The following is a 17,632-nucleotide window of genomic DNA, read 5'->3' as shown; positions in this document are numbered from 1 at the left end:
GTTCACGCGGCCTTCTTCGTCATCTGCGCCACCCACTCGCGCGGCGCCATGGGGAAGCCCAGCCGTTCACGGCTGTCGTAATAACTCTGCGCCACGGCGCGCGCCAGGTTGCGGATGCGGCCGATGTAGGCGGCGCGCTCGGTCACGCTGATGGCGCCGCGCGCGTCCAGCAGATTGAAGCTGTGCGCGCACTTGAGCACCTGCTCATAGGCCGGCAGGGCCAGTTGCTGTTCCATCAGGTACTTGGCCTGCTTCTCGTGCGCGTTGAACGCGGTGAACAGGAAGTCGGCATCGCTGTGCTCAAAGTTGTAGGCCGACTGTTCTTTCTCGTTCTGCAGGTAGACGTCGCCATAGCTCATGGTGTCGGTCCACTGGAGGTTGTAGACGTTGTCCACCCCCTGCAGGTACATGGCCAGGCGCTCCAGGCCGTAGGTGATTTCGCCGGTGATGGGCCGGCAGTCAATGCCGCCGACCTGCTGGAAGTAGGTGAACTGCGTCACCTCCATGCCGTTGAGCCAGACCTCCCAGCCCAGGCCCCAGGCGCCCAGGGTGGGGTTCTCCCAGTCGTCTTCGACAAAGCGGATGTCGTTCTTTTTGAGGTCGAACCCCAGCGCCTCCAGGCTGCCCAGATACAGCTCCAGGATGTTGCTGGGCGCGGGCTTGAGCACCACCTGGTACTGGTAGTAGTGCTGCAGGCGGTTGGGGTTCTCGCCGTAGCGGCCGTCCTTGGGGCGGCGGCTGGGCTGCACATAGGCGGCTTTCCAGGGCTCGGGGCCCAGGGCGCGCAGGAAGGTGGCGGTGTGGCTGGTGCCGGCGCCCACTTCCATGTCGTAGGGTTGCAGCAGCGCGCAGCCCTGGGCGTCCCAGTAGCTTTGGAGCTTCAGAATGATTTGTTGAAAGGTCAGCATGGCCTGGGGGCTTCGACAAGCTCAGCCCGAACGGAAACAGGGGTGGACGCAGGGCAACCCGCGTAAACCCCTGATTTTACGGGGCCGCGCTGCGTTTACCCTTGGTGCACAGGAGCCCCCACCCATGACCGCCCAACAACTCGTCCTGAGCCTGGTGCTCGCCACCATGGTGTTCGCCGTGGCGCTGGACCTCCAGGTGGAGGATTTCCGCCGCGTTGCGCAGGCGCCGCGCGCCATGGTGGCCGGGCTGTTTCCGCAGTTTGTGCTGCTGCCGGTGGGCACCTGGCTGCTGACGCTGGCGCTGGACCTGCCGCCCAATGTGGAAGCCGCCATGCTGCTGGTGGCGGCCTGCCCCGGCGGCAACCTGAGCAACTTCGTGACCCATTTTGGGCGCGGCAACACGGCCTTGTCTGTGAGCCTGACCGCCTGCGCCAGCGTGATCGCGCTGGTGGCCATGCCTTTCAATTTCAGCTGGACGGTGGCCCACAACCCGGCCACCGCCGCCTGGCTGACCGACCTGAAAATCGACCCCTCCGACATCTGGATCAGCGTGGTGGGCATCCTGGCCATTCCCATGGCCCTGGGGCTGCTGTGCGCTCACCGGCAACCGGCGCTGACCCAGCGCATCAAGAAGCCGCTGGCCAACTTCTCGCTGCTCGCGCTGGTGCTGTTCATCGTGGCCGGGCTGATCGCCCAGCGCCAGTTGCTGACGCTGGGCCTGCTGCCCACCTTTGGCCTGGTGATCGCCCACAACGCCTGCGGGCTGGCCTTTGGCTACCTGAGCGCCAGCGCCATGCGGGTTCCGGTGCGCGACCGCCGCGCGATCATGATCGAGGTGGGCATGCAGAACTCGGGGCTGGCGCTGGGCATCATTGCCGTGCAGTTCCACAGCGACCTGGGCATGGTGATCATTGCCAGCCTGTGGGGCATCTGGCACATCGTGAGCGGTCTGGGTTGCGCCTCCTACTGGCGCTACCGGGACGCCCGGCTCCAGGCGCCGGCCGGGGCACCGGGCAAGCCCTGAAGGGCCCAGGCCCCGCCCGCAAGCCCGGCATTTCAGATTTCAGTATTCCCAGAAGATCCGCTGCAGCTCCTTGCTGTCGGTCGCCCGGGTGAGCGCCACGGCCGCCAGGATGCGGGCCTTCTGCGGCTTGAGGTCGTGCGCGGCGACCCAGTCGTACTGGTCATCGGGCTGCTCGGCGTTGCGCAGCACGAACCCGTCCGGCACGCGTGACGAGCGGATGACCTGCACCCCGTGGCTGCGCAGGTCACGCAGCACCGGCACGATGCGGTTGGCCACGGAGCCGTTGCCGGTGCCGCCATGGATCAGCGCCTTGATGCCTGTCTTGCCGGCCGCCTCGTAGAGCGCGGTGGGCACATTGCCGTAGCTGTAGACAATTTCCACCGGCGCCAACGCGCTGATGTCGTCGATGTTGAACTCCGAGTCCATGGTGTGGCGCTTGACGGGGGCACGGAACCAGTAGTTGCGCCCCTCCACCACCATGCCCAGCGGGCCCCACTGGCTCTTGAAGGCCTCGGTCTTGATGTTGACGGTCTTGCTCACGTCGCGCCCGCTCTGGATTTCATCGTTCATGGTGACGAGCACGCCCTTGCCCGCGGCATCCTTGCTGGCGGCCACGGTCACGGCGTTCAGCAGGTTCAGGGCGCCGTCGGCCGAAAGCGCGGTGCCCGGCCGCATGGACCCGACCACCACAATGGGCTTGCGGGTGTGGACAACCAGATTGAGGAAGTAGGCGGTTTCCTCCAGCGTGTCGGTGCCGTGGGTGATGACAATGCCATCCACGTCGGCCTGCTTGGCCAGCGCCGAGACCCGGCGCCCCAGCACCATCAGGTTGTCGTTGGTGAAGCTCTCCGAGGCGATCTGGAACACCTGCTCGCCCCGGACATTGGCGATGCCGGCCAGTTCGGGCAGGCCCGCAATGAGTTTGTCCACGGGCACCTTGGCCGCCGCATAGGTCGCGCTGTTGACCGCCGAGGCCCCGGCCCCGGCGATGGTGCCGCCCGTGGCCAGCACCACCACATTGGACCGTGCCGCCTGCGCGGCCGCCAGCGAGGCGAAGGCGGCCAGCACCGCGCCGGCAAGAAGCTGCTTGACTTTGAGTTTCGAATACATTGCTTGATCTCCGTAGGTTCCTGACAGTCTTTGAACCCGGGCTCGCTGGCCAGGGTGGCGTATCGTAGGAACGCGCCTGCGGGTACAGCGCGGAATAATCAGCCAGGGCTTGTGAGCAAAACTCACAGCGTCGCCAGCACCATGAATCTGAGGCAACTCGAGGTCTTCCAGGCCGTCATGCAGACGGGCAGCATGAGCGCGGCCGCCCGGCTGATCTGCATCACACCGTCGGCCGTGAGCAAGACCGTGGCCCACACCGAGCTGCAACTGGGCTACAGGCTTTTCATCCGCGGCAAGGGCAGCCTGGCCCCGACGCCCGAGGCCTCCGTGCTGTTCGCCGAGTCGGCCAGCATTCACCGCCAGCTGGACGAGTTGCGCCGTATTTCGGTGAACCTGAAGCAGGGCGACCAGGGCCAGGTGCGGCTGGCGGCCCTGCCCTCCATCTGCCACGAGTTCCTGCCCGTGGTGCTTGAAAAATATGCGGGCCACCACCCGCGGGTCCATGTGGAGGTGCGCACCCTGCACCGCGACCAGATGGCCCAGGCGCTGCTGACCCGCGGGGTGGATTTCGCGCTGGGTCACTATGAACACCCGCACCCGCAAATCATCAGCCGCATGCTGGTCAGCGGGCCGCTGTATGTGGCGGTGACGCGCGAGATCTGGCAACGGGCCGTTCGCGTCAAGCGCGGCAACCCCATGGCCTTTCTGTCCAACACCCCCATGATCCGGCTGGTGGGCGACGACCCGATGTGCCGGTCGATTGACGAGTTTGCCCGACAACTGGGCGTTCACCAGTCTTCCGGCCTGCAGGTGCAGACCTCCCGGCTGGCGCTGGAACTGGTGCGGCTGGGCCTGGGCTGGACGGTGATTGACTTTCTGACGGCCAGCAACCTGGACACAGCGTTGATGACCGCCGTGGAGCTGCAGGATCTGCCGCCGATTTCGCTGCAGGTCTACCACGCCGCCGCGGCTCCGCCGGGGCGCCACGCCAACCAGATGCTGGACCTGATGCCGGGCCTGCTCAACCAGGCGATGGCGCGGAATCGTCCGCGCGACGCACCGGGCTGAGCCGGCCGCGCCAGGCAAGCAGCACCACGCCAAGCCCCAACACCCACAGCGGCCAGAGCCCGAACCGCGACACCCACCACGCATACGGCGTGGTGCCGCTGCGGCCCTCGACCTCGCCCACCAGCGCGCCGCGCGTCAGCCGCGGCAGCGACTGCGTGACCCGCCCCGCTGCATCGATGATGACCGTGGCCCCGGTGTTGGTGGCGCGGATCATCGGGCGCTCGAACTCCAGCGCGCGCATGCGGCTGATCTGCAAATGCTGGTCGATGGCGACCGAATCGCCAAACCAGCCGATGTTGCTCACGTTCACAAACACCGTGGGAGCGGTGGCCGGGTCGGCGAAGCGGGCGCCCAGCTCTTCGCCGAACAGATCCTCGTAGCAGATGTTGGGCGCGAGCCGCTGGCCCTGCCACTCGAACGAGGCCTGTCCCACGTCCCCGCGGTTGAAGTCGCCCAGCGGGATGTCCATCATCTCGGTGAACCAGCGGAAGAACGGCGGGATGAACTCGCCAAAGGGCACGAGGTGGTGCTTGTCGAACTGGTAGGTGGGGCTGCCCGGCCTGAAGCCGACAACCGAGTTGGTGTAGCCGCGCTGGTAGCTGCCCAGCGGCACGCCAAACAGCACGGCCTGCTGGCCGCTGGCAAAACGCGCCTGCAGGGCGTCCCAGTAGTCGCCCGGCAGCTGCTGGGGCAGCACGGGCACGGCGGTCTCGGGGGCGACCACCAGCGAGGTGGCGGCATCGCGCATCTGCTGGCCGTACCAGGTGAGCGCCAGCGGAACGCCCGAGCCGGTCTGGAACTTCTCGTCCTGCGGAATATTGCCCTGCAGCAGCGTGACGCCCAGGCGGCCCGTGCTGGCCACAAAGCCGGGTTGCGCCAGCAACAGGCCAGCCAGCCCCGGCAGCAGCAGCCAGGGCAGGCGGCGGACCGCGCCGCGCCAGGGCAGGCCAGCCACGCCGGCCAGCCAGGCGGCCGCCCACGCGGCCACCGCGCCCAGGCCATACACCCCGAGGTAGCGGGCGAAGGGGGCCAGTGGGCCGTCCACATGGGCGTAGCCCCCCGCGCCCCAGGGGAAGCCGGTGAACCAGATGCCGCGGGCGAGTTCGGCCAGGGTCCACAGTGCTGCAAAAACAATAGCAGAAAGTGCCCGCGGAGCCTGGACTAGCGCCCGAAATGATGCACAAGCGGCAGCGTAATAGAGCGCCAGGAAGCCGGCCAGCCCCAGCACCGCCAGCGCGGCCAGTGGCGACGGCAAACCGCCGTAGGTGTGCATGGAAATGAACAGCCACCAGAAGGTGCCGGTCAGCCAGGTGGTGGCAAACACCCAGCCGAGCAGCGCGGCGGCGCCCGCGGACGCAGCGCGCTGCAGCAGGGCCGCCAGCCCCGCAAGCGACAGCAGCTGCAGCCACCACTGGGGCTGGCCGCTCCAGGGCGCGGCCATCGAGGCCGCCTGGGCCAGGCCCGCCAGCCAGGCGGCCAGGAAGGGGAGCAGGCGCGCGGCCAAGCGCGTCAGCCGGGGGGGGCGGCGTCTTCGACCGGCGACACCTTGAACCATCGCACCGCGCCGCCCTTGGTGTGCAGCACCACGAAGTTGAGGCCGGACAGCACATGGTGCTCGCCACGCTTGGGCACGTGGCCCATCTCGTGGGCGATCAGGCCGCCGATGGTGTCGAAGCGGTCCTCGCCATCGCTGCGGTTCAGGTCCACGCCAAAGGCCTCGGCCACGCGCTCGATGGAGGTGTCGCCGCTCACGCGGTAGGTGTGGTCGGCCAGGCCGAAGATGTCGCCCTCGTCCTCGGCGATGTCGAACTCGTCCTCGATTTCGCCCACGATCTGCTCGAGCACGTCCTCGATGGTGATCAGCCCGGCCACGCGGCCAAACTCGTCGATCACGATGGCCAGGTGGTTGCGGTTGCCGCGGAACTCGCGCAGCAGGTCGTTCAGGCCCTTGCTCTCCGGCACGAACACCGCCGGACGCAGCAGCGCGCGGATGTTGAGCTCGGGCGCGCGCTGCAGCTTGAGCAGGTCCTTGGCCATGAGGATGCCGATGATGTTCTCGCGGTCGCCGTCGTAGACGGGAAAGCGCGAGTGCGCGGTGTCGATCACCAGGTGCAGCATCTCGTCGTAGGGCGAGTCGATGTTGACCAGGTCCATCCGCGGCGCGGCGACCATCACGTCGCCGGCGGTCATGTCGGCCATGCGGATCACGCCCTCGAGCATGACGCGGGATTCGGCGCCAATGACCTGGTTGTCTTCCGCGTCGGCCAGGGTTTCGATCAATCCCGCGCGGGAATCGGGCCCCGGGTGGATGAATTCGGCGATTTTTTGCAGGAACGTGCGCTTGTCTTCCTTGTCGGAAGACCCGCGCGCAGGGTGTGGGTCAGACACTGCCTCGGTGCAGGACGTGCGGTGGTTGAGAGGCCTCTAGGATAGCTGAAAGGTGTGTCAGCCTAGCGCGCGGACTTGTCGCGGGCATCGCGCACGCCGCGCCGGATTTCCTGCACCACCGCCAGAAAGTCCCAGAACTGCTTGGCCTGGACCTTGAGCCGGTAGTCGGTCTGGGCCACCTGCTCCTCGACCAGTTCGCTCATGCGGCTGTCCATGGTGGCCGGAGGAAGGCGCAGGTAGGCCTCGGTTTCGGAGCCATCGCGCTCCACCGTGGCGCCGGCGCTGCGGGCGATCTTGACCATGGCCGTGTTCTCGGTGAGCGCGTGGATGAACATCAGGTCCACCCCCTCGTTGCGCGCGTGCATGACCGCGCGGTCGAACAGCCGCGCGCCGTAGCCGCGGCCACGCGCTGACTTGGCCACCGACACGCCGAATTCGGCGCACGACTGGCAATCGGGATCGGTGGAAAAAGCCAGGTGGGCCATGGCGATCAGCTCGAGCCGGCGGTTGTAAATGCCGAAAATCTCGTCGCGCTCGAAATGCAGGCCGTCGGCGTATCGGCGGATCTGCTCGTCATTGGCGGCGTAGCCAAAGCGCAGGTAGCGGTCGTGCGGGTCCAGCGCCAGCAGGTGGTCGGTGATGCGCTCGCGGTGGCTGGGCCCGATCGAACGGATGGGGACCAGCACCGGGGCCGCCTTGCGCTCGGCCTCCACGGCCGGCGCCGTGGCCACGGGGGCAGCCGCTTGGGCGCGGCCCGGCGGGCGAAAGAATTCCCTGCCCGCGTCCAGCGATGCCTTGATCAGGGCTTTGGTTTCGACCATGGAATCAATATACGGGTTTTCCCCAGTAACTCAAACCGAATAATCCCGCGTTTCGCGTTCTAGACAGGCCCCTCCAACGGCAAAAAGCAATGCTTAACGACTACAAAGGCAGGGCCGTTGTCGCCTTGACGCGGTCCAGCACGAAGCTGGTCTTGCAATCCTGCACGCTCGGGTGCTTGAGCAGCGTGTCCATGATGAAGCGGCTGTAGTGCGCCATGTCTGCCACCACCACACGCAGGAGATAGTCCATGTCGCCGGTCAGCGAGGCGCATTCCACCACCTCGGGCCAGGCCTGCACGCTGGCGCGAAACACATCCATGGGGTTGCGCTTATGGCTTTCGGTGTGCTTTTCCAGGCGCACATTGAGGTAGGCCGTGAGCCCCAGCCCCACGGCCTCGGGCTGCACCAGCGCCACATACCGGTCGATGACGCCAGCCTCCTCGAGCCGCTTGACGCGGCGCAGGACCGCGCTGGCCGACAGGCCCACCTCTTCGCCGACCACGTCATAGGTTTCGCGGCCATTGGCCTGCAGGCGGCGCAGGATTTCCTTGTCGAGCTTGTCCATTGCGTATTTTGAGCAGAGACGCAATTTTATGAAACCCCCTCACCCTCATCCCGAGGTACACGCCGGTACCGGGTTTCTCCCAATGCTGCGATGTCAGCTTGCTGAAAGAATTCAATCCCAAGAAAAGCACGACCGTTCTATTTTTAACAGGAGACCTTCATGACCCGTTTGCTCAGCGCCTTCACGCGCCGATTTGCATGGCTGCTCGCGGCCCTGGCCTTGCTGGCCGGCGCACCCGCGCAAGCCGCCACCGGTTACACGCAGACGCGCTACCCCGTGGTGCTGGTGCATGGCCTGTTCGGGTTTGATTCGTTCCTGGGGCTGGACTACTTCTACGGCGTGCCGTCGGCGCTGCGCGAGGACGGCGCCCGCGTGTTCGTGGCCCAGGTCTCGGCGGCCAACAGCACCGAAGTGCGCGGCGAGCAGCTGCTGGCGCAGGTGAAAAACATCCTGGCGATCACCGGCGCCAGCAAGGTCAACCTGATTGGCCATTCGCATGGCGGCCCCACCATCCGCTATGTTGCCGGCGTGGCGCCGCAACTGGTGGCCTCGGCCACCTCGATTGGCGGCGTGAACAAGGGCTCGCGCGTGGCCGACATCCTGCGCGGCGTGGTGCCGCCCGGCACCCTGTCCGAAACACTGCTCAACAACGCCGCCAAGGCCTTTGTGGCGCTGATCAACCTTGGCTCAGGCGGCACCAGCCTGCCACAGATGCCCACAGCCGCGCTCGACTCGCTCACTACGGCCCGCACCCTGGCGTTCAACCAGCGTTTTCCCCAGGGCATTCCCTCGGGGTGCGGCAGTGGCGCCGAACTGGTGAACGGCGTGCGCTATTACTCCTGGACGGGCACGCAACCCGTGACCAACCTGCTGGACGTGAGCGACGGCGCGCTGGGCGTGCTGAGCCTGGTGTTTGGCGAGGCCAACGACGGCCTGGTGGCCGCGTGCTCGTCACGCCTGGGCAAGCACCTGGGCGACTACCGCCAGAACCACCTGGACGAAGTCAACCAGGTGGTGGGCCTGCGTGACTGGTTCTCGGTGGACCCGGTCACGCTGTACCGCCAGCACGCCAACCGCCTCAAGCAAGCCGGGTTGTGAGCACCGGGCGCCACGCCCTGTTGCTGGCCCTGGCTGCCGGCATCACGGGGCTGGGGGCCTGGTGGCTGTGGCCGGCGCCGCAGGGCGCGGCCGTGGCCCAGGCCGGCGCCACAACCCGCGGGCCGGCCCCGTCCGAGGTGCCGCCGTCGGCATCGGCGGCAACCGCGGCCACGCTCGCCGGCAACGGCCTGGCCGCGGCCACCGAAGACCCTTTTTTCACAAACGACCTGCGCTACCGGCTGGAAGCCGCGCTCACGGACGCTGGCGAGGCCGACTCGCCCGCTGCGCTGAAGCAGAAATTGCAGGCCGTGCTGCCACGGCATTTCAGCGCCAGCGAGCTGGCGCGTGCCATGGCGCTCATGGAACGTTATGTGGACTACCGCGTGGCGCTGGGCGCGATCAAGCCGCCCCGGGACCCGGGCGATCCACGGGCGCTGCGCCTGGCACTGGGCGCGCGCGACCGCGCACGCCACCAGTACTTCAGCGAGGAAGAGCATCGCGCCCTGTTCGCCCGGGAGGAAGCCCTGGACCGCTTCACGCTGGCCCGGCTTGAAATTGAGCGCAACCCCGACCTGAGCCCCGCACAGAAGCAGGCTGCGCTGCAGGACACCCTGGCCGAATTGACGCCGGCGCAACGCCAGGAAAGGGTGGAAGCCGTCCAGCAAATGGCCGTGGCGGCCCAGACGGCAGCGCTGGATGCGCGTGGCGCCAGCGAGGCGGAGCGCTACCGGTTGCGGCAGACGCAATATGGTGATGCCGCCGCACTCAATCTGGCGCAGCTGGACCGGGAGAATGCCGACTGGCAGGCCCGCCTCAGCCAGTATGCCGAGGCCCAGGCCCGGCAGGCCAGTGCCGCGCAACTGGGCGCCCTGCGGCAAACGCTTTTTTCGGAGCAGGAACAGCTTCGGCTCGAGGCCGCGCTGAGTCTGCGCCAGCAAAACGCTGCGCCAACGCCCATTCGCTAATTCACCCTCCAGAAAAATCGAGAATGGCGCAGTTTTCATGCGCCGGCAACCAAGGATAGGCCGCCACTTCGCAACAAAGCTGAGCGCGCAATGTCTATAGTGAGGACATCCTCATCACCTTGGAGACCCTGCCGTGAACGCACCGCTACCGACCACCGCCACGCAAGCTTCCGGCACCTGGGACAACCCCATGGGAACCGACGGTTTCGAATTCATCGAATACGCGGCCCCCGACCCGCAGGCCATGGGAGGGCTGTTCGAACGCATGGGCTTCAAACCCATTGCCAAGCATCGCCACAAGAATGTGACGCTGTACCGCCAGGGTGGCATCAACTTCATCATCAACGCAGAACCCGACAGCTTTGCCCAGCGCTTTGCCCGCCTGCATGGCCCCAGCGTCTGCGCGATCGCCTTCCGGGTGCAGGACGCCAAGGCCGCCTATGAGCGCGCCATCTCGCTGGGCGCCTGGGGCTACGCGCAATCGGCCGGCCCGGGCGAGCTGAACATCCCGGCAATCAAGGGCATTGGCGACTCCATCATCTATTTCATCGACAGGTGGCGCGGCAAGAACGGGGCCCAGGACGGTGACATCGGCAACATCGGCTTCTTTGATGTGGACTTTGAGGCCCTGCCAGGCGCCGAACTCAACCCCGCGGGCCATGGCCTGACCTACATCGATCACCTGACCCACAACGTGCACCGCGGCCGCATGGAAGAGTGGGCCGGGTTCTACGAGCGGCTGTTCAACTTCCGCGAAGTGCGGTACTTTGACATTGAAGGCCAGGCCACGGGCGTCAAAAGCAAGGCCATGACCAGCCCCTGCGGCAAGATCCGCATCCCCATCAACGAGGAAGGCAACGAGAAATCGGGCCAGATCCAGGAATACCTGGACCGCTACCGCGGCGAGGGCATCCAGCACATTGCCATGGGCTCCACCAACCTCTACGACACGGTGGATGCCCTGCAGTTCAGCGGCGTGAAGCTGCTCAATACCAGCGAGACGTATTACGAACTGCTGCCCAAGCGCATCCCCGGCCTGACCGAGGACATTGGCGCACTGCAGCAGCGCAATATCCTGGTGGACGGCAAGCCTGAAGAATTGCTGCTGCAGATCTTCAGCGAAAACCAGCTCGGACCCATCTTTTTCGAGTTCATCCAGCGCAAGGGCAACGAGGGTTTTGGCGAGGGCAACTTCAAGGCGCTCTTTGAAACCATGGAGCTGGACCAGATGCGCCGGGGCGTTCTGGAAGCCGGGAAGGCCTGAGCACCATGGCCGTCGAACCCGTCGTCTATGGCGCGAGTGAGCGCCCACCGCGCGGCGACTACGCGCGCGCTGGCGCCGACTACACCTGCCCGCAGGACTACGCGGCCTACACCGCCGCCGACCACGACACCTACCGGCGGCTGTACGAGCGTCAGGCCGCGCTGCTGCCCGGGCTGGCCTGCGACGAGTTCATTGCCGCGCTGCCCTCGCTTGGCATCAAGGACCGGATCCCCCGGTTTGAGGAAATCAACGAGCGCCTGCACAAGGCCACGGGCTGGGAAATTGTGGGTGTGCCCGGGCTGATCCCCGAGGTGCCCTTCTTCACGCTGCTGGCCAACCGCAAGTTTCCGGTGACGGACTGGATCCGTCAGCCTGACGAGTTTGACTACATCGTCGAGCCCGACGTGTTCCACGACCTCTTTGGCCATGTGCCGCTGCTGTTCAACCCGGTCTTTGCCGACTATGTGCAGCGCTACGGCCAGGGCGGCCTGAAGGCGCACGAGCTGGGTGCCTGCGAGCTGCTGAGCCGGCTGTATTGGTACACCATCGAGTTTGGCCTGATCCGCCAGTCCGACGGGCTGCGCGTGTACGGCGCGGGCATTTTGAGTTCGTCGGGCGAGCTGCAGTACGCCGTGAACAGCCCCGAACCCCATCGCCTGCCGCTCGACCTGGAGCGCACCATGCGCACCCGCTACAAGATCGACACCTACCAGCAGACCTACTTTGTCATCGACAGCTTCCAGCAGCTGTTTGAGATGACCGCGCCGGATTTCGCGCCGGTGTATGAGCGGGTGAAGGGGTTGCGGGAGTTGGGGGCGGACGCCCTTCTGCCCGAAGACGCCTGATCCCCACCTTTTGTGCAGCGCTGTAGCAACAGCGCGCAATGGCTTCGGCACCCCGGACCATTCAGGAGTATCCCCGCGATGCCTCCTCCTACAAAATGAGGAGGACGTTTCACACCGATACTCATAGGATGTCCCTTCCCGGCGCCGAACTGCCACTTCTGCTGCCTCGCCAGACCAAGGTCTTGATGGTTCTGGACGTGGTGGAGTCCGTGCGCCTGATGGAGCAGGACGAAGATGAATTTGTACAGCGGTGGCAGCGCCTGGTGGCCCAGGTCGAGCAACGGCTCCTGCCGCTGCACGGAGGCCGCCTGGTCAAAAGCCTGGGTGATGGCCTGATGCTGGAATTCGCCAATGCGCAAGGTTGCGTCAAGACGGCGTTTGCACTGCAATACCTCAATGACCAGGACAACGAAGAGCGGCCGCCCGCTCGTCACCTGCACTTGCGCATGGGCGCTCATCTGGCGGAGTTTGTCGCGGACAAGCATGACATCTATGGCAGTGACGTCAACCTGACTGCCCGGGTCGCCACACTGGCCGGCCCGCGCGAGCTGGTGGTCACGGCGGAGCTGCGAGACCAGCTGACCGCGGGACTGGACGCTGATATCGAAGACTTGGGCGAGTGCCACCTCAAACATGTGCAGGAGCCCGTCCGCGCATATCGCGTGGGGCAGGCGGGCCACGAACCCATCGTTCCCGTGGCCGCCACCACCCCCCGGGACTTCAGACCCACCATTGCCGTCATTCCCTTTGAAGCCAGGAGCAACGAGCCCGAGCACTTTGTGATTGGCGAGCTGATTGCCGATGGTGTGATTGCCCAGCTGTCGCGCAGCCCGGATATCCGGGTGATCTCACGATTGTCGACAACGGCGTTTCGGGGGCGAGCAGGTGCCATGCCCGACATCTCAGCCCGACTGGAGGCTACGTTTGTGCTGTCTGGTAGCTATATTGCAAGTAATGGCAAGCTGGTAGTCACAGCTGAGCTTGCAAACGCCCGGACAAATGAGATTGTTTGGGCAGAACGAATGGCCAACGACGCCAACGATTTGCTGCAAATTGAAAGTGCAATGCTAAATGCACTTTCCACTGGTGTTTCGCGCGCGTTGATTGACGAAGAAGTTCGACAATCCCTAATTCAACCATTACCTCGTCTAGACAGCAGCGCGTTAATGATGGGCGGGGTGGCGCTCATGCACAGATCATCTGCAATCGAATTTGAGCGAAGTCGTGAGATCCTCGAGACCCTTGTTGAACGACACAACCGTGTTGCGACAGCCCGAGCGTGGCTGGCGAAGTGGCATCTGTTGAGAATCGTCCGTGGGATGAGCGACGATCCAAGAAAAGAGGCGCAGACAGCCCTTGAAATAACACGACGAGCCTTGGACTGCGAACCGGAAAACGCTCTGACTCTTTCCATCGAAGGCCTTGCATATAGTCAAGTGCTAGGAGAGTTTGGCTTGGCAGAAAAACAACTGTCGCGAGCCGTTTCCTCAAATCCGAACGAATCAATGGCATGGCTTTTCAAGAGCGTTCTCTCGACCATGTGGGGATCAGCGCCAGATTCCGTATCAGAAGCACTTTTTGCAACGGCTCTATCCCCAATCGACCCTCTGAAATACTTCTTTGAGTTAATTACCGCATCTGCCTTACTGACAAACAATAATCACGCAAGCGCAATACTGCACGCTCGCAAGTCGCTACGCGCAAATCGCCACCACGCCCCCACGTACAGAGTTTTGTTGACGGCGCAAGTCGAGATCAATCTGCTCGATGAAGCCAAACAGACGCTTGTCCAACTTCTCAAGGAACAACCGGGCTTGACAGTGGCATCCTATCTTTCGATAGGTAGCAATAGCAGCGTCACGCGAAAGCGATGCGCGGATGCTTTACGTACTCTAGGGCTACCAGAGTTCTAACCCCTTTATTAATCTTAGATTTGGGAGAAACTCCAATGGCAGGTGGATATGCAGGCGGATATGCAGGCGGATATGCAGGCGGATATGCAGGCGGATATGCAGGTGGATATGCAGGTGGGACGGAACAAGCCCAAGCACTTTTGACGCATGCTCTAACCCTAAATAGAGAGGCCCTCGTCGGCCCCTTCCAAGGCGCTACGCTCCCGTTCACCCCTCCTACTCCGCTGGACAAGCCAGATCGCCTGGCCGAGTGGGCACCGGGCCCGCGGATGTTCACCTGCGAACTGGAGCTTCTCTCGGGTCTTCACTTCGACGTCAACCAGGCCAAAACGTCCATGACCCTCGGCTTTGTCAACCTGGACAAGAGGCCGCTGAAAGACTTGTCGCTGACGCGGCTGGTCCGCCCCACCGAGAAAATCTTCAAGCAGCAACTGGACCTGATCGCCAACTATTCCGAGTTGCGCGAAGACCGGGGCGCGGAGATCCTGGCGCAGGTGAACGGTGGTGGTCCTTTCTGGGCCTCGATGATCGGGCTCACGGCCCATCGCCACAGGTACACGGCTGAACTGCTGGACCTGGCCTTGTCACTGGCCACCCATGTGGAGATGCGGTTCAAGCATGGCTTTGCCTGCCAGCGCCCTGTTGAATTGTCACCCCAGATCCAGCCGATGATTCCCACCCCGGGGCACGGTAGCTGGCCCAGCGGCCACGCCACCGAGGCCTACATCACCAGCGCGGTGTTGCAAGCCCTGCTGCCCCATGGCCACAAGTACCGCGAGCAGATGGAACGGCTCGCAGCCCGCATTGCCGTGAACCGGACGGTGGCAGGCGTGCATTACCCGGTGGACAGCGCGGTGGGGCGGCTGCTTGGGACATCACTCGCAGACTATTTCGTCGCCCGCTGCAAAGGCGCGAAGGTGCATGAACGCGGCTTTGACGGCCGCAAGTTCCATGGTGCTCAGGGCACGGTGATTGACTTTGACCCGCGCGTTCCACTGGACGACAACCACAGCGGCTACTACCAGTTGATGCCTGGCGCCAGCATGATCCCCGCCTCGCCACTGATGCAGTTCATGTGGGGAAAAGCCGTGGCCGAATGGACTCCTGCCAACTGAGCGACGGCCATGCAATGGACTCCACTGCCAAGAGGCGGCTTCACCGGCATCGATTGGGCCCGGCCCGGTGCCACAACCGGCTTCGACCCGTACCTGATCTGGGCCGAGGCCGACAACTTCGCGGGCTACGGCTTGAGCCAGCCTCCCAGGTGGCTGCCGCTGCTGGTGGAGCTGAGCCCGGGCACCAGCGTTGCGCAGTTCAAGGCCGCAGCCTCGCCCGGTTGGCTCCACGTCCCGCCGGTGTACACCAGCGCAGCAGCGCCTGCGGGCTTGCGCTTTTGCACGGCCCGCGTGCGACCCGCCTTCTTCAGGCACATTCGACCGGGCGGAAGCCTGCATGCCCTGGTTCAGCGCTTTGAGCTGGGCTTGCCGGCCGGCCACCACGCGGACGACCCGACGGCACCCGACACTGACTTGACCCCACCCGCCCCGGCGGGTTTGCTCAAGGGCAAGGTGCTCGGGCTGATTGATGGGGGACTGGCATTTGCCAACGCCAACTTCCTGCGCAACGGGAAAGCCCGCACCCGCTTTTTCTGGCGACAGGACAAAACCGGAACAGGCCCGGCGCCTTCCGGCCTGGGCTACGGCCACGAATTGACCGCGAGCGACATCAATCAGGCGATGGCCCGCAACACCTTTGGTGGCATGGTGGACGAAACAGCGGTGTATCAGCATTTCCAGATGGGCATGGAGCTGAACAAGCGGGTCAACCACGGCACCCATGTGCTGGACATCGCCTGTGGACCGCGGACGGTGCTGGCCCAGATTGCGGGAGTTCCGCCGCACCTGGACGCGCCGCCAAGCTGGGCCATGGCCAACGATGAGGCGAGCCGCTCAGACATCGTCGCCGTGCAGCTTGACTGGGACACGGTGCTCGACACTTCCGGCGGCTCGATGAACGTTCACATCATGGACGGACTGATGTACATGCTGTCGCGGTGCGCCGCTTCTGCCAAGCTGGCGGTCAACGTGAGTTGGGGCACCCTGGCCGGTCCGCATGACGGCAGCTCGGTGCTTGAGGCCGCCATGGATCAGTTGATTGACCTGAAAGCCGGCCACCTGCAGATCGTCCTGCCGGTGAGCAACAGCTATCAAAGCCGCACGCACGCCAATGCAACGCTATCAAAAAATGAGCATGTAGTGCTCAACTGGCGTGGACTTCCGGGCGATTTGACTCAAAACTTCCTTGAAATCTGGATTCCCGAGGGCGCGCACGGCGTCACGGTACAGATCACGCCACCCGGGCGAGGCGCGCTGCCGGCGCTGGCCTGGGGCGAGTCCGGCACCTGGAACGAGGCAAACGGTACGCCCCTGTGCGCGCTTATCTATCCGAAATCGGTGGCCATTGGCGCGCACGGCACCTGCGCCCTGGTGGCCGTGGCCCCCACCTTTGCGTTTGACAGATCGACGGCCACCGCGCCCAGTGGCGTGTGGGAGGTGTCCATTGCCAATACCCGTGCGGGCAAAGTCACGGTCGATGCCTATGTGGAGCGGGATGATGAAATCATTGGCGTTCACACCGGCGCGCGCCAGTCGCACTTTGAAGACCAGTGGTACGACACCAGCGGCAACCCGGGGTCGTTTGTGGACCACCCCGACAACCCCTCGCCCATTCGGCGCAGTGGCAACTTCAACAGCATTGCCACCGGTGGCCGCATCGTGTCGGTGGGCGGCGTGCGCGTGACCAATTCAACCTGGGCCCACTACTCCCCCCGCAAGCCCGACCCCGACGCGGGTCGCCCCGAACGGCCCGGCGTGCGCAAGGTTCCCGACACCCAAGCCTATAGCGACGAGAACCCCATCCTCCTGGGTCTCAAGGGTGCCAGCACGCGTAGCGGCGGCGTGGCGCGCCTCGTGGGCACCAGCGATGCGGCACCCCAGGTCACCCGCAAGGTATTCAACGCCCTGTGATCTGCCCACTCGCCCGGATTGCCTCTTCCCAAGAAAAAATCTAGCGTCTAAACTGTCTGGCCTTTACGGTGCGTTGCAATTCTTACAAGAGCGCACCCACTTTTCACACCGAACTTAGGAGCACTCCATGGGCCTTTTCATGAAAGAGCACGACATCTATGTCGGCAGCCTTCAAGAGAAACTGAATCTGAGATTTGCACCGTCCATGGGATCGAAGGAGCTCCACGGCGGTCTGGACGAAATGGTGGCGCTGCAGAAGGAGTTTGAAATCTTCAAGGCCGGCCGCAGTTTCGAATCCAGCATTGCCGCACTCAACTTGACCGGAATGACCAATGCCGAGACGAAGAACCGCTTCCACCGGTATCTTGGCAGCCTGCGCAAGGTCAAGTCCAACGTTGCCGGCAAGACCGGGGACGCGGCCATCGTCGGCGCGATTGTGAAAAACCTCGCGGCCAAGAAGCCCTTGCCGGTGTATTTTGAGCTGCACGACCTGAACGCGGCCAAGGATGCCAATCGGGTGCTGATCACCGACAAGGCCCGCCCGCTGTTCTACATGAAGCAGGACTACCTGGTGGTCTCCCTGCCTCTGGGCCTCGACCCGAAGGCGAAGTAGCCTGAGGAACTGCCAGGCGTGCCG

16 protein-coding genes are annotated in these 17,632 nt (G+C 64.5%); 10 read left to right on the top strand and 6 right to left on the bottom strand.

Annotated elements, in window-relative coordinates; translation table 11 throughout:
• Nucleotides 1-2: 2 nt before the first annotated feature.
• A complete protein-coding gene (gene glyQ / locus KF796_05420; GenBank protein MBX3586060.1) occupies nucleotides 3-908 on the bottom strand; it encodes a glycine--tRNA ligase subunit alpha in 906 nt (301 codons plus the stop codon).
• A gap of 124 nt (nucleotides 909-1,032) precedes the next feature.
• Between glyQ and KF796_05415 the strand changes: the two genes are divergently transcribed.
• Nucleotides 1,033-1,932, top strand: a complete 900-nt coding sequence (locus KF796_05415) for a bile acid:sodium symporter family protein (protein MBX3586059.1) — start codon at nucleotides 1,033-1,035, stop codon at nucleotides 1,930-1,932.
• Nucleotides 1,933-1,971: 39 nt separating this feature from the next.
• Here KF796_05415 and KF796_05410 read toward each other — a convergent pair whose 3' ends face one another.
• Nucleotides 1,972-3,042, bottom strand: a complete 1,071-nt coding sequence (locus KF796_05410; GenBank protein MBX3586058.1) for a type II asparaginase — start codon at nucleotides 3,040-3,042, stop codon at nucleotides 1,972-1,974.
• A gap of 141 nt (nucleotides 3,043-3,183) precedes the next feature.
• Here KF796_05410 and KF796_05405 point away from each other — a divergent pair, with 141 nt between their 5' ends.
• Nucleotides 3,184-4,110: a LysR family transcriptional regulator gene (locus tag KF796_05405; protein ID MBX3586057.1), complete on the top strand. Its 927-nt coding sequence runs from the start codon at nucleotides 3,184-3,186 to the stop codon at nucleotides 4,108-4,110.
• Here the strand turns inward: KF796_05405 and lnt are convergent.
• The 4 genes from lnt to KF796_05385 form a co-directional block, all read right to left on the bottom strand.
• Complete coding sequence (lnt, locus tag KF796_05400; GenBank protein MBX3586056.1) at nucleotides 4,064-5,665, bottom strand: apolipoprotein N-acyltransferase; 1,602 nt, start codon at nucleotides 5,663-5,665, stop codon at nucleotides 4,064-4,066. The two genes, KF796_05405 and lnt, sit on opposite strands and share 47 nt — an antisense overlap.
• Nucleotides 5,620-6,498, bottom strand: coding sequence for a CBS domain-containing protein (locus tag KF796_05395; protein MBX3586055.1), 879 nt, complete (start codon nucleotides 6,496-6,498; stop codon nucleotides 5,620-5,622). The genes lnt and KF796_05395 overlap by 46 nt, the downstream gene beginning before the upstream one ends.
• 62 nt (nucleotides 6,499-6,560) lie before the next feature.
• The gene (locus tag KF796_05390; GenBank protein MBX3586054.1) at nucleotides 6,561-7,319 is read right to left on the bottom strand and encodes a GNAT family N-acetyltransferase; all 759 of its coding nucleotides are present in this window, start codon (nucleotides 7,317-7,319) and stop codon (nucleotides 6,561-6,563) included.
• A gap of 100 nt (nucleotides 7,320-7,419) precedes the next feature.
• Nucleotides 7,420-7,884, bottom strand: coding sequence for an Lrp/AsnC family transcriptional regulator (locus KF796_05385; protein ID MBX3586053.1), 465 nt, complete (start codon nucleotides 7,882-7,884; stop codon nucleotides 7,420-7,422).
• 159 nt (nucleotides 7,885-8,043) lie between these two features.
• Here KF796_05385 and KF796_05380 point away from each other — a divergent pair, with 159 nt between their 5' ends.
• The 8 genes from KF796_05380 (at nucleotide 8,044) to KF796_05345 (ending at nucleotide 17,608) form a co-directional block, all read left to right on the top strand.
• On the top strand, nucleotides 8,044-8,982 hold the full coding sequence (locus KF796_05380; protein MBX3586052.1) for a triacylglycerol lipase: 939 nt from the start codon (nucleotides 8,044-8,046) through the stop codon (nucleotides 8,980-8,982).
• 188 nt (nucleotides 8,983-9,170) lie between these two features.
• The gene (locus KF796_05375) at nucleotides 9,171-9,947 is read left to right on the top strand and encodes a lipase chaperone (GenBank protein ID MBX3586051.1); all 777 of its coding nucleotides are present in this window, start codon (nucleotides 9,171-9,173) and stop codon (nucleotides 9,945-9,947) included.
• A gap of 190 nt (nucleotides 9,948-10,137) precedes the next feature.
• Complete coding sequence (hppD, locus tag KF796_05370; GenBank protein ID MBX3586050.1) at nucleotides 10,138-11,211, top strand: 4-hydroxyphenylpyruvate dioxygenase; 1,074 nt, start codon at nucleotides 10,138-10,140, stop codon at nucleotides 11,209-11,211.
• A gap of 5 nt (nucleotides 11,212-11,216) precedes the next feature.
• A complete protein-coding gene (locus tag KF796_05365; protein ID MBX3586049.1) occupies nucleotides 11,217-12,056 on the top strand; it encodes a phenylalanine 4-monooxygenase in 840 nt (279 codons plus the stop codon).
• A 128-nt stretch (nucleotides 12,057-12,184) separates the two neighbouring features.
• Nucleotides 12,185-13,969 (top strand): hypothetical protein, encoded by a 1,785-nt coding sequence (locus KF796_05360; protein ID MBX3586048.1) that lies wholly within the window; start codon nucleotides 12,185-12,187, stop codon nucleotides 13,967-13,969.
• A 269-nt stretch (nucleotides 13,970-14,238) separates the two neighbouring features.
• Nucleotides 14,239-15,084 (top strand): phosphatase PAP2 family protein, encoded by an 846-nt coding sequence (locus tag KF796_05355; GenBank protein MBX3586047.1) that lies wholly within the window; start codon nucleotides 14,239-14,241, stop codon nucleotides 15,082-15,084.
• A 9-nt stretch (nucleotides 15,085-15,093) separates the two neighbouring features.
• Entirely contained in the window at nucleotides 15,094-16,995 is a 1,902-nt protein-coding gene (locus KF796_05350; protein ID MBX3586046.1) for a hypothetical protein, read from the top strand.
• A gap of 127 nt (nucleotides 16,996-17,122) precedes the next feature.
• Nucleotides 17,123-17,608 (top strand): hypothetical protein, encoded by a 486-nt coding sequence (locus KF796_05345; protein MBX3586045.1) that lies wholly within the window; start codon nucleotides 17,123-17,125, stop codon nucleotides 17,606-17,608.
• Nucleotides 17,609-17,632 lie beyond the last annotated feature (24 nt).

Source organism: Ramlibacter sp. (genome assembly GCA_019635435.1).
Lineage (GTDB): Bacteria > Pseudomonadota > Gammaproteobacteria > Burkholderiales > Burkholderiaceae_C > JAHBZM01.
Note: the sequence above shows the minus strand (reverse complement) of the source record. Positions and strands in the feature narration are given on the sequence as shown.

Coding starts and splice junctions, on each gene's coding strand:
- glyQ (MBX3586060.1), bottom strand. CDS start 908: ATGCTGACCTTTCAACAAATCATTCTGAAGCTCCAAAGCTACTGGGAC.
- KF796_05415 (MBX3586059.1), top strand. CDS start 1,033: ATGACCGCCCAACAACTCGTCCTGAGCCTGGTGCTCGCCACCATGGTG.
- KF796_05410 (MBX3586058.1), bottom strand. CDS start 3,042: ATGTATTCGAAACTCAAAGTCAAGCAGCTTCTTGCCGGCGCGGTGCTG.
- KF796_05405 (MBX3586057.1), top strand. CDS start 3,184: ATGAATCTGAGGCAACTCGAGGTCTTCCAGGCCGTCATGCAGACGGGC.
- lnt (MBX3586056.1), bottom strand. CDS start 5,665: ATGGTTCAAGGTGTCGCCGGTCGAAGACGCCGCCCCCCCCGGCTGACG.
- KF796_05390 (MBX3586054.1), bottom strand. CDS start 7,319: ATGGTCGAAACCAAAGCCCTGATCAAGGCATCGCTGGACGCGGGCAGG.
- KF796_05385 (MBX3586053.1), bottom strand. CDS start 7,884: ATGGACAAGCTCGACAAGGAAATCCTGCGCCGCCTGCAGGCCAATGGC.
- KF796_05380 (MBX3586052.1), top strand. CDS start 8,044: ATGACCCGTTTGCTCAGCGCCTTCACGCGCCGATTTGCATGGCTGCTC.
- hppD (MBX3586050.1), top strand. CDS start 10,138: ATGGGAACCGACGGTTTCGAATTCATCGAATACGCGGCCCCCGACCCG.
- KF796_05365 (MBX3586049.1), top strand. CDS start 11,217: ATGGCCGTCGAACCCGTCGTCTATGGCGCGAGTGAGCGCCCACCGCGC.
- KF796_05360 (MBX3586048.1), top strand. CDS start 12,185: ATGTCCCTTCCCGGCGCCGAACTGCCACTTCTGCTGCCTCGCCAGACC.
- KF796_05355 (MBX3586047.1), top strand. CDS start 14,239: ATGTTCACCTGCGAACTGGAGCTTCTCTCGGGTCTTCACTTCGACGTC.
- KF796_05350 (MBX3586046.1), top strand. CDS start 15,094: ATGCAATGGACTCCACTGCCAAGAGGCGGCTTCACCGGCATCGATTGG.
- KF796_05345 (MBX3586045.1), top strand. CDS start 17,123: ATGGGCCTTTTCATGAAAGAGCACGACATCTATGTCGGCAGCCTTCAA.